This is a genomic window from Dokdonella sp., from assembly GCF_017744955.1.
In the GTDB taxonomy this organism is placed as follows: Bacteria; Pseudomonadota; Gammaproteobacteria; order Xanthomonadales; family Rhodanobacteraceae; genus Dokdonella_A.
On the sequence record NZ_JAGIAG010000003.1, the window covers coordinates 548930 to 559764 of the forward strand.

The 10835-nt window shown below is 69.0% G+C and carries 13 protein-coding genes; 5 read left to right on the forward strand and 8 right to left on the reverse strand.

Annotation, left to right across the window (positions count from 1 at the left end; all coding sequences use genetic code 11):
• Positions 1-110 precede the first annotated feature (110 nt).
• The 6 genes from J7520_RS10545 to J7520_RS10570 are packed head-to-tail and all read right to left on the reverse strand — an operon-like array spanning position 111 to position 4852.
• Positions 111-518 (reverse strand): hypothetical protein, encoded by a 408-nt coding sequence (locus J7520_RS10545; protein ID WP_291187746.1) that lies wholly within the window; start codon positions 516-518, stop codon positions 111-113.
• Between the two features lie 17 nt (positions 519-535).
• On the reverse strand, positions 536-1954 hold the full coding sequence (locus J7520_RS10550; protein ID WP_291187749.1) for a hypothetical protein: 1419 nt from the start codon (positions 1952-1954) through the stop codon (positions 536-538).
• A 39-nt stretch (positions 1955-1993) separates the two neighbouring features.
• Positions 1994-2782, reverse strand: a complete 789-nt coding sequence (locus tag J7520_RS10555; protein WP_291187752.1) for a pseudouridine synthase — start codon at positions 2780-2782, stop codon at positions 1994-1996.
• Between the two features lie 4 nt (positions 2783-2786).
• Positions 2787-3053: an acylphosphatase gene (locus tag J7520_RS10560; protein ID WP_291187755.1), complete on the reverse strand. Its 267-nt coding sequence runs from the start codon at positions 3051-3053 to the stop codon at positions 2787-2789.
• 9 nt (positions 3054-3062) lie between these two features.
• Positions 3063-3551, reverse strand: a complete 489-nt coding sequence (locus J7520_RS10565) for a TlpA disulfide reductase family protein (protein WP_291187758.1) — start codon at positions 3549-3551, stop codon at positions 3063-3065.
• Entirely contained in the window at positions 3548-4852 is a 1305-nt protein-coding gene (locus J7520_RS10570; RefSeq protein ID WP_291187761.1) for a YihY family inner membrane protein, read from the reverse strand. Before J7520_RS10570 ends, J7520_RS10565 begins: the two co-directional genes overlap by 4 nt.
• A 60-nt stretch (positions 4853-4912) precedes the next feature.
• On the opposite strand from J7520_RS10570, the gene wrbA reads away from it, so the two are divergent.
• Together wrbA and J7520_RS10580 are read left to right on the forward strand one after the other, a co-directional pair.
• The gene (wrbA, locus tag J7520_RS10575) at positions 4913-5509 is read left to right on the forward strand and encodes an NAD(P)H:quinone oxidoreductase (protein WP_291187764.1); all 597 of its coding nucleotides are present in this window, start codon (positions 4913-4915) and stop codon (positions 5507-5509) included.
• Positions 5506-5868: a DUF2069 domain-containing protein gene (locus J7520_RS10580; protein ID WP_291187767.1), complete on the forward strand. Its 363-nt coding sequence runs from the start codon at positions 5506-5508 to the stop codon at positions 5866-5868. The genes wrbA and J7520_RS10580 overlap by 4 nt, the downstream gene beginning before the upstream one ends.
• Before the next feature lie 168 nt (positions 5869-6036).
• Here J7520_RS10580 and J7520_RS10585 read toward each other — a convergent pair whose 3' ends face one another.
• A complete protein-coding gene (locus J7520_RS10585; protein ID WP_291187820.1) occupies positions 6037-7011 on the reverse strand; it encodes a LysR substrate-binding domain-containing protein in 975 nt (324 codons plus the stop codon).
• Between the two features lie 120 nt (positions 7012-7131).
• On the opposite strand from J7520_RS10585, the gene J7520_RS10590 reads away from it, so the two are divergent.
• The 3 genes from J7520_RS10590 (at position 7132) to J7520_RS10600 (ending at position 10245) form a co-directional block, all read left to right on the forward strand.
• Positions 7132-7716, forward strand: a complete 585-nt coding sequence (locus J7520_RS10590; protein WP_291187770.1) for an FMN-dependent NADH-azoreductase — start codon at positions 7132-7134, stop codon at positions 7714-7716.
• A gap of 206 nt (positions 7717-7922) precedes the next feature.
• Positions 7923-9560: an acyl-CoA dehydrogenase family protein gene (locus J7520_RS10595; RefSeq protein WP_291187773.1), complete on the forward strand. Its 1638-nt coding sequence runs from the start codon at positions 7923-7925 to the stop codon at positions 9558-9560.
• Positions 9561-9759: 199 nt separating this feature from the next.
• A complete protein-coding gene (locus J7520_RS10600) occupies positions 9760-10245 on the forward strand; it encodes an asparaginase domain-containing protein (RefSeq protein ID WP_291187777.1) in 486 nt (161 codons plus the stop codon).
• Positions 10246-10441: 196 nt separating this feature from the next.
• Here the strand turns inward: J7520_RS10600 and J7520_RS10605 are convergent.
• Positions 10442-10835 (reverse strand): PPC domain-containing protein (locus tag J7520_RS10605; protein ID WP_291187780.1); only part of this gene is annotated, 394 nt, incomplete at its 5' end.

Consider the following 10835-nt stretch of genomic DNA (forward strand, 5'->3'; position numbering starts at 1 on the left):
ACGCATTTTCCGCGTCGGCATCTGGAACCGGGCTCGCGCCCGGGAACCCATCGACCCACCGGCCGCACCGATGCGCGCATCGGTGCGGCCGCCACACGTCTACCCGACGTCTACTTGCGCTCGATCCAGGCGCGATATTCCGCTTCCGAGATGCGGCCGTCCTGATTCGTGTCGATCTCCTCGAAGCGCTTCAGCACGCTCGGGAAGGGGATCAATTCTTCCTTGGTCAGATAACCGTCGCGATTGGTGTCCGATTCGCTCCATTCCGGCGCCTTCGGCGGCGGCGTGGGGTCTTTCGCGGTGGGGACTGCCGTCTGCGCGAAGGCCAGCATCGGAACGGACGCGATCAGCGTGGCCAGCAGGGATGTGCGGAATGTGTTCATGGCGCTCTCCGTGATGGAACGCGTTCGATGGTTGAGGAAGCCGCCTTGCCCGCGTCTGAACGCGCCCGGCGCGGAGCCGGGACGGTTCAGGTTTGCGTCGGACGAACGGTGTTCGGCGCGTGCGAAGGCTGCCATCCGCGCACTTGCGCGCATCAGTCGCGCTTGCGCGCGTCGGCCAGCACGGCTTCCATCACCGGATCGCGCAATCGGACGTAGTCGTCGAACGTGTAGTCGACGCGCACGTCGGGATCGAAGCTTTCCACGTGCGTCGGATACAGCCACATGATCCAGAAGCAGCCGGACTCGCCGAAACAGGATTTCGCGTAGTCGTGCAGTCCCGTCGCGTAGCCGATCGCGACCTTGGAATTGGGCAGCTCCAGCGTGCCGCCTTCGGCCCAGATGCGCACGCGGTCGCCGACCGGCTCGCCGAACACGCGCACCTTGCCGGCGCCGTGCTCCTTCAGCAGAGCCAGGCTCACGTTGCCGGCCGAGAAGGTCCAGGCGCCGGTCAGCACGTAGACGCGTTCGATCGAATCGCTCAGCGTCGGCAGCCGCTTCATGAAACTGGCGGTCTTGGTGAAATTGCCGCCCTGGTCGAAACGCAGGTCGAGCACGATCACACGCGGTCGGCCGGCGAGGATCTCGCGTTCGACGCGCGCCAGGAATTCACCGATCGGATGGCCCGGCTCGTCGTCGTTGCTGCGCAATTGCGCGTAGTAGACCGCGGGGTCGGCCAGCGGACCGGACTGGAACGGCGTCGCGTAGTCGCGCAGGAACAGCGGCAGCGCCGCATCGGCCGGCAGCAACGCCGTCCAGTCCGCCGGCTCGCTCTCCAGCCGCTGCGGCGACAGGTAGCTGTCGGAGTAGGCACGCGGCGCGTCGGCATCGGGCGGATCGGCGGCGATCGTCCATTCGCGCTCGCTGCCGTCGCGCAAGGTCGCGCGCAGCGTCAGCCGCTCGGGCGATTCGGCCAGCCCTGCCGCGTTCAGCAACGGCGGCGACTCCAGGAAGAACGGAACGGCGAACTGGTCGTAGTGGTTGCGCGGACCGCCGAAGTATTCGTACATGCGCTGCGCGACGTCGTCGATCGGACGTCCGTCCAGCCGGGTCAGTTTCGCGCCGAGCAGTTCCGCGCAGGCCGGCCGCGCACGCAGCACGTAGTAGCCGTCGGCGAACCGGTAGAACCGGCACGGCAGCCGCGCATGGCGACGCGACTGCCCGCCGGGATGGATGCGCGAATGGCCGTTGTCGGACAGCGCGACCATGCGCGCGACGGCGAGATCGAATGCCGCGGGCGAGAACGAACCGGCCTTCGCGAGGTCTTCCTCGCGCAGCGCCTCCGCCTGCGCGCGCGCCTGCGGCGTGTAGCTGCGATTGAGTTCGAGGTAGTGGCGGAAGTAGTCCAGATCCTGCCGCTGCCGGGTCGCCACGTCGCTCGCCGGCGGATAGTCCGCCTTCGGCGGCGTGGGATAGAACGTGCGGAACAGGGCGAACACCGCGAGCGCGGCCCCCAGAATCAAGCAGAGCAGCAATCCCCCCGACCACTTCAACGCGCGCCGAATGCCGGCCATGACGACCTCCGAATGGACTTGACGAATCCGTCGCTGGATTCAGGCGAGCGAAGACGGCGACAACCGCGCCACTTCGTCGACCGTCAGCTCGCGCCAGGCGCCTTTCGCCAACGCACCCAGCGTCAGCCCGCCGATCGCCACACGCACGAGCCGAATCACGGCGACGTCGAGGACATAGAGCATGCGACGGAGCTGTCGGTTGCGCCCTTCGTCGAGAACGATCTCGAGCCAGGCATGGCGTTCGCCGCGGCGCAGCTCGCGCACGGACTTCGCCGCCAGGCGTTCACCGCGGTCGTCGACCCCCGCCTGCAAGGCGGCGAGCAGGTCCGCGTCGGGCAGGCGGTCGATCTGCACGTGATAGGTCTTGTCCAGATGCGTTTCCGGCGCGGTGATCGCGGCCGCCCAGACGCTGTCGTTGCTGAACAGCAGCAGGCCTTCGCTGGCGCGGTCGAGCCGCCCGACCGGCGCCAGCCACGGCAAGCCGGCGCCTTCGAGCAGCGCGTAGACGGTGTCGCGACCGCGCTCGTCGGATGCGGTCGTCACGTAGCCGCGCGGCTTGTTCAACATCAGATAGATGCGTCCGCGCGCCTCGATCGGCGCGCCGTCGACGGCGATGCGTTCGCGCGCCGCGTCGGTGGGCCGCTCCGGATCGCGCACGATGCGTCCGTCCACGGCGACGCGGCCGGCTTCGATCCAGCGCGCGGCCTGCGTCCGCGAGGCGACGCCGAACTTGGAGATCACGCGCGCGAGACCGTGACGCGGCGCGGAAGGCTTGCTCGGCGGCGGACGCCGGCCGGGGCCGCGCGCCTGGCGGTCGCGTCCGGACATCTCCTCAGCGCCGCGCGAAATCGTCGTGGTGCTGCTCGGCGTGGTCCTCGCGCATCACCGATTCGACCTCGGCGGCCGGCGGCCCCTGGTGCAGCCAGGCCTCCAGACGCGCCAGCGCCTGCGCATCGCCGCTGGCGACGACTTCGACGCGGCCGTCGGCGAGATTCCTGGCGTAGCCGGTGAGATCGAGCTGCCGCGCGCGCGCCTGCGTCGAGGCGCGGAAGCAGACGCCCTGCACCAGACCGGAAACGAGGAACCGCGCAGTCGCCACGGAACCGGACTACTTCTTCGCCGCCGCGATCGCCTTGTCCAGATCGGTCGCGGTGATGGGACCGGTGAATTTCTTCGCGACGCTGCCGTCCGGCGCGATCAGATACGTCGTCGGCAGGCCGCGCGGCTTCTCGAAATCCGCCGGCGGCTGGTACACGTCCACTTGCGCCAGCGGATATTTCACCGGATGCGCTTTCGCGAACGCTTCGACCTCGGCCTTGTCGGTGTCCTCGTAGGCGAGGCCGATCGCCGCGACGTCCTTGCGGCTGCCGACGAACTCGGAGATGTCCGGCATCTCCTTGATGCACGGCGAGCACCAGGTCGCCCAGAAATTCACGATCACCCATTTGCCGCGCTGCGCGGCGAGATCGAAGCTGCCGCCGTCGAGGGTCTGGATCTTCAGCGAGGGCTGCTTCGCCGTTTCGGCCTGCGCGATACCGGACGCGGCGAGAGCGAATGCGAGCGCGGCGCAACAGCACAGACGACGGGAAAGTTTCATGCGGACTCCGTGGGGGTGCGGGCCGCCGGCGCGGTCTCCGGCGGCGATGGTACCTGCAGCGGGAACAGGACCGCCAACGGCACCGCGAGTTCGGAACGCAGCCTGTCGCCGAGCGCGTCGAGCAATCGTTGCGCCGGGGCCTGCAAGCCGTCCGCTGCCGGATGATGGTCGAGCGGCAGGCGATAGCCGCCTTCCTCGTAGACCTCCAGCAGATCGGTGGCGGCCAGATCGCGCACGACCATCCATTCGCCGAGTTCGCCGCGCTGGATCAGGCCGATGCGATGCAGATCGCCGAGATAGCGCTGCAACTGGTCGTCGGTCAGATACGGCTCGCTGGCGAGCAGCGAAGTGCTGTGCAAGCCCTTGCCCTCGCGCTGCGCGGCGGCGAAGCGCGCCATCACGCGCAGCAGGCCAGTGAACTCCTGCCCGCGCGGCAGCAGGCGATCGGCCGGGCGGTAGTCGAACGCGGAAAGCGACGCGGTGATCGAGGCGCCGAGCAGCACCACGATCCACGACAGGTAGACCCAGAAGATGAAGATCGGCACCAGGGCGAGCGCGCCGTAGACCTGCTGGTAGCTGGCGTACTTGGTCGCGTACAGCGCGAAACCGCGCTTGGCCGCCTCGAACAGCAGCGCCGCGATCAGCGCGCCGATCACCGCGTGCGCCAGACGCACGCTGCGATTGGGAATCACCACGTAGGCGGCGATCAGCGCCGCCCAGACGATCAGGAACGGCAACGCCGCGAGCACGCGCGCCTTGATCGAGAACTGCGCCTCGGCGACGTCGATGAACGGCAGCGCGAACGCGTAGGAACTGATCGCCAGCGCCGCGACCAGCAGCAGCGGTCCCAGCGTCAGCGCGGTCCAGTAGATGATGAAGCGCGCGGTGGCGCCGCGCGCGACCTGCACGCGCCAGATGCGGTTGAACGCGTCCTCGATGCTCATCATCAGCGACACCGCGCTGAACAGCAGCACCAGCACGCCGATCGCGGTCGCCTTGCTCGCGCTGTCGGCGAACTGCGTGATGTAGCCCTGCACCGTGCTGCCGGCGGCCGGCACGAAGTTGTCGAACACCCAGGTCGTGATCTGCTCGCGCCAGCCGGCGAAGCCGGGGAACGCGGCGAGGATGCCGAGCACCGCCGCGGTCAGCGGCACCAGCGCGAAGATCGAGGTGTAGGCCAGGGCGCCGGCGGTCTGGAAGCAGCGGTCCTCGAGGAAGCGCTGCCAGGTGAAGTGCAGGAACGCGACGACGCGGTCGCGGTCGCGTAGCGATCTGGCAAACTGCTGAAGGCGCACGAACATGGTGCGAGCCTAGCGCAGCGCCCTCGTTCAACCAACCTGTCGACTCCCGTGGAACCGTGCATGAGCGAAATCCTCGTCCTCTACTACAGCCGCACCGGCAAGGTCGCGCAGCTCGCGCGGCTGGTCGCGCGCGGCGTCGAGGAAGCCGGCCTCGCCGCGCGCCTGCGCAGCGTGCCGCCGGTGGCGCCGGTGACCGAAGTCGCGCACGCCCCGGAGCCGGAGGACGGCGCACCGTATGCGACGCGCGAGGACCTGCGCGCCTGCGCCGGCCTCGTGCTCGGCAGTCCGACGCGCTTCGGCAACATGGCCGCGCCGCTGAAGCACTTCATCGATTCGACCGCGGCCGAATGGGCCTCCGGCGCGCTGGTCGGCAAGCCGGCCGGCGTGTTCACCTCGACCAGCACGATGCACGGCGGCCAGGAGACGACGTTGCTCTCGATGATGCTGCCCCTGCTCCACCACGGCATGCTGATCGTCGGCGTGCCGTACACCGAAAGCGCGCTGAACCGCACGCGCGGCGGCGGCTCGCCTTACGGCGCCAGTCACGTGGCCGGCGTCAACGGCGACGCCGAGATCAGCGAGGATCAGCGCCTGCTGGCGCGCGCACTTGGCCGGCGCGTCGCCGAGGTCGCGGCGAAACTCGGAGCACGCGCATGAATCCACTCCGACTCGGCCTGTGCGCGTGGGCGCTGCTGACGCTGCTGCAGCCCGCCTGGTACCTGTGGCTGGCGCCGCCCGCGAACGGAAACGCCACGCTGGCCCTGCTGCTGACCCTGCCGCCGCTGCTGCTGCCGCTGCTCGCGCTGCGCAGCAGCGCGCAGCGCGCCCTGCTCTGGGTCGGCATCCTCGCGCTGTTCTACTTCTGCCACGGCATCGTCGCGGCGTGGACCTACCCGACCACGCGCGTGCCGGCCGTGCTCGAGATCCTGTTCTGCGTGGTGCTGATCGCGACGCTGGGCTGGAACGTGCGCCGCAGTCGGCAGAAGCAAAGGCTGGACGCGGATCAGAGCGCGTAGACGCCGATAGAGCCGAAGATCTTGGCTTCCACGTCACCCTCGTCCAGCGTTCGCTTTCGTCGAAGTTCGGCGTGCCGGCAGTGAGAGGCCGTGGCGCGGATGAGCCGGGAAGTCCTTCGCTCTATCCGCGTCCATGTGCTCCGATCCGCGTCCAACCGCTCTGCCGCTTCACAGATCGACCTGCCCCATCAACGGATCCTCACGCTGCCTGCACTGCTCGTGCTTGGTGCGCAAGGTTTCCGGCAGTCGTTCGGCGAGGAAATCGACGAAGGCACGCACTGCCGGCAGCAGGCCGCGGCGGCTGGCATACACGAAGTGCGCGATGCCCTGCGGCACGCTCCATTCCGGCAGCAGCACTTCCAGCTCGCCGCGCAGGATCGCCGGCGCGCAGACGAATTCGGGCAGCGCCGCGATGCCGATGCCGCGCTTGGCCGCTTCGTAGAGCACGTTGAACTCGCCGCAGATCATGCGCGCCTGCAATTCGACGGTGAGGCGGGTGCCGTCGTTGCCAGTCAGCTCCAGCGTCTGCGCGCCCTCGTGCTCCTGCACCGACAGCAGCGGCATCGACTCCAGATCGGCCGGCGCCGACGGCCGGCCGTGCGCGTCGAGGAACGCCGGGCTCGCGCACAGCACGACGCGGCTGCGGCCGACGTTGCGCAGGATCAGGCTGGCCTCGGCGTCGAGCTTGTCGCGCACGCGGATCGCGACGTCGATGCCTTCGGCGATCAGGTCGACGCGCCGGTTGTTGGCGAATACGCGCACCTGCACCTTCGGATGCGCGGCGAGGAAATCGGGCATCAGATACGCGAGCACGGTCTGCGCGATCGCCACCGGGCAGCTCACCCGCACCACGCCGCGCGGTTCGGCGCTGAGTTCGGCGACCGCGTCCTGCGCCGCCTGCGCCTCCTCCAGCATCGCGCGGCAGTGCGCGTAGAAGCGCTCGCCGACCTCGGTGACGGCGAAGCGCCGCGTGGTCCGCTGCAGCAGGCGCACGCCGAGGCGCTCCTCGAGCAGCGCGACGCGCTTGCTGAGGCGCGATTTCGGCACGCCGAGCGCGCGTCCGGCGGCGGAGAAGCCGCCGTGCTCGACCACGCCGGCGAAGAAACGCAGATCGTTCAGGTCCGAAAGCGCCCCGACCGTCATCAGGTTCATTGTTTCACCTCGCGAACGATCCATCCGAATTTTGCGGACTTATCGAAGCATCGTACACGCAATACCTTATTCCCGTCGCCGGAAACGGCATTCCACCGAACGAGGTTCGCCATGAGTCTCCTGCACATCGATTCGAGCGCGCTCGGCGCGCATTCCGTCTCGCGCGAGCTCAGCGCCGCGCTGGTCGAGGCCTGGAAGCGCCGCAATCCCGGCGCGAAGGTCGTCTATCGCGATCTCGCCGCCAATCCGCTGCCGCACTGGAGGCTGGTGGCCGACGCGAACGATCCGGCGATGCGCGAGAACGGCGCCGTGCTCGAGGAGTTCCTCGCCGCCGACACTGTGGTGATCGGCGCGCCGATGTACAACTTCGGCATCCCCAGCTCGCTGAAGGCCTGGATCGACCGCATCGCGATCGCCGGCAAGACCTTCCGCTACACCGAAAAGGGCCCCGAAGGCCTGGCCGGCGGCAAGAAGATCGTCGTCGCCTCCTCGCGCGGCGGCATCTACTCGGAAGGCTCGCCGTACGCGGCGGCGGATTTCCAGGAAGCCTACCTGCGCCAGGTGTTCGGCTTCCTCGGCATCGCCGACGTCGAGTTCGTGCGCGCCGAAGGCGTCAACCTCGGCCCGGAACAGAAGGCGCAGGCGATCGCCTCGGCGCACGATGCGATCGAGGACTGCGCCCGCCTCGCCGCCTGAGCGAACGCCGCCGACCGCGGCGATGCGCTGTTCCATTTGAAGAGTGCGGCCACGGATGGCCGCGGGTAGATCAGCCGAAGACGTCGCTCGCCCGAACGATCCGCTTCCCGGATTGCAGCGATCGACAACGATCGCACCAGCGCATGCCGCACGAGCAATCCTCGTCCAGGTGACATAATCGCGGTCCCGACACCATTCCCGGCGTCATGTCCGCATCGCCGCCCCCGCCGTTCGAGACGCATCGCGTCGACAATCAGCCGCCCGAGTTCGCTCCGCGCGACCTCTGGGCCGACGACGTCGCCTTGCGCGACGCGGTGCAGCGCGAAGGGGCCTCCGCCTACGCCGAGCGCATTGCCGCCTACGGCGCGCTCGCCGGCAGCGAACTGTACGCGCTCAGCTTCGACGCGCATCGCGACAAGCCGCGCTTGGGCACGCACGATCGCTTCGGCCACCGCATCGACGTGGTCGAGTTCCATCCGAACTACCACCGCATCCTGCAGGCCGCCGTCGAGCACGGCGTGGCCGGCCTGTCGTGGGCCGAGGCGGCGCCCGGCGCGCACGTCGCGCGCGCGGCGCTGTCCTATCTGCATCACCAGGTCGAGCCCGGCACCAGCTGCCCGCTGACGATGACGCACGCCGCCGCGCCGGTGCTGCGCCACGCGCCGCACCTGCGCGAATGGATCGACAAGATCGCCGCCTGCCGCTACGACGCGCGCGACGTCGAGATGGCGGCCAAGCCCGGCGTCATGCTCGGCATGGGCATGACCGAGAAGCAGGGCGGCAGCGACGTGCGCAGCAACCGCACGCAGGCGACGCCGACGGCGAGCCCCGGCGAATACGCGCTGGTCGGGCACAAGTGGTTCTTCTCGGCGCCGATGTGCGACGGCTTCCTGGTGCTGGCGCAGGCGCCCGGCGGACTGAGCTGCTTCCTGCTGCCGCGCCGCCTGCCGGACGGCAGCAAGAACGCGTTCCGCCTGATGCGGCTGAAGGACAAGCTCGGCGACTGGAGCAACGCGTCGAGCGAGGTCGAGTTCACCGACGCGAGCGCCTGGCTGGTCGGCGAGGAAGGCCGCGGCATCGCGACCATCCTCGAAATGGTCATGCTGACCCGGCTCGACTGCATGCTCGGCTCGGCCGCGACGATGCGCATGGCGCTGGCGCACGCGCTGCACCACACCGCGCACCGGCACGCGTTCGGCAAGCGCCTGATCGAGCAGGCGCTGATGCGCAACGTGCTGGTCGATCTCGCCGTCGAATCGGAAGCCGCGCTGGCACTGGCGATGCGCGTCGCGCGCGCGGTCGACGCGTCCGCGCGCGATGCGCACGAGGCCGCGCTGGCGCGCGTCGCCACCGCGATCGGCAAGTACTGGGTCTGCAAGCGCGCGCCGGCCTTCGTCAACGAGGCGCAGGAATGCCTCGGCGGCGCCGGCTACGTGGAGGAGTCGATCCTGCCGCGGTTGTACCGGCAGGCGCCGCTGAACTCGATCTGGGAAGGCTCCGGCAACATCCAGTGCCTCGACGTGCTGCGCGCGCTGTCTCGCGACCCGGCCTGCGGCGCGGCGCTGATCGCCGAGCTGGAAAGTGCGCGCGGCCTCGACCCTTCCTACGACGCCTCGCTGCCGGCGCTGAAGGACGCGTTGTCGCCGCAGCGTATCGACGAAACCGCCGCACGCGTGCTGACCGAACGTCTGGCGCTGACGTTGCAGGCCGGCGTGCTGCTGCGCGCCGGCAGCCCGGCCGCGCCGGTCTTCTGTCGCAGCCGCCTCGGCGGCGAGCACGGGCTGGGTTTCGGCACTTTGCCCGTCACGCTCGTCGACGACCGCCTGATCGCGCGCGCGCTGTGAACGGCGATCGCGCGACATCGCCAAGCCGTATGCTTCGTGCTCGGAAAAGCCTCATTCCCGCTCGCGTGGAAGCCCGCTGCGACCGCCGAAGGCCGGTCGCCCATTGTCGGCCGCCACCCGAAAGCACCACGGATGCCCGTGCGCGCGAGCACGACGCTTCTGCACGACCCATTCCCGCAATCCTCCAACGGAACGACCCATGCAGCATCTGACCATCGTCACCACCGGCGGCACCATCGACAAGATCTACTTCGACGACAAGTCCACTTTCCAGATCGGCGCGCCGCAGATCGGCGAGATCCTCCAGCAGCTCGGCGTCGATTTCAGCTTCGAGGTGGTGCCGGTGCTGCGCAAGGACAGCCTGCATCTGGACGACGAGGATCGCGCCGCGGTGCGCGCGGCGATCGAACGGCAGATCCATCGCCACGTGCTGGTCACGCACGGCACCGACACGATGGTCGAGACCGCGCAGGCGCTCGCCGGCCTCGCCGGCAAGGTCATCGTGCTGACCGGCGCGCTAAATCCGGCGCTGTTCAAGGGCTCCGACGCGGTGTTCAACATCGGCTGCGCGGTCGGCGCCGTGCAGACCCTGCCCGACGGCGTCTACATCGCGATGAACGGGCGCATCTGGGATCCGTCGCGCGTACGCAAGAATCGCGACGCGAATCGCTTCGAGAGCCTGTAGCGACTTCTCTGGAAGCCCGTAGCCGCTTTTCGAAAAATGCGGCCGGCGACGGCCGCGAGTGGATCGCTCGCAGGCTCCGTACAGCACAGGTCCGAAAGACGCGCGGACAGCAGCGATCGAGGACGATCACACGAACAAGAAAGGCGGCCGGAACGATCCGGCCGCCTTTTTCATCGCCTCCTGCGAGGGATTGCCGCTATGGCGTGTAGTTCGGCGTCAACGTGACGCCGGAGAACGTCGAGTAGGCGCGCACGGCGACGTAGTACGTCCCCGCCGTCGGCGCGGTCCACGAGCAGGTCTCGCTGTTGCCGCTGAGGTACGGACGGCAGGTGTAGCTGGTCGTCGACGGCGCGCCGCCGAGACGGACGTACAGGTCCGCATCGCCCGTGCCGCCGCTGATCGCGAAGGACAGGTTGCTCGCGCCGGACGGCACCACCAGCGTGTACGTCGGCGTCCAGCTGCCACTGCTCGCCGACAGGCCCGTCACCGGCACGCCATTCGTCAATGTCGTACCGCCGCCCCCGCCGGCGCTGTAGCTGCCGGTCAGGCTGAGCCCGCTGAAGGTCGAGTAGGCGTAGACCATCACGTAG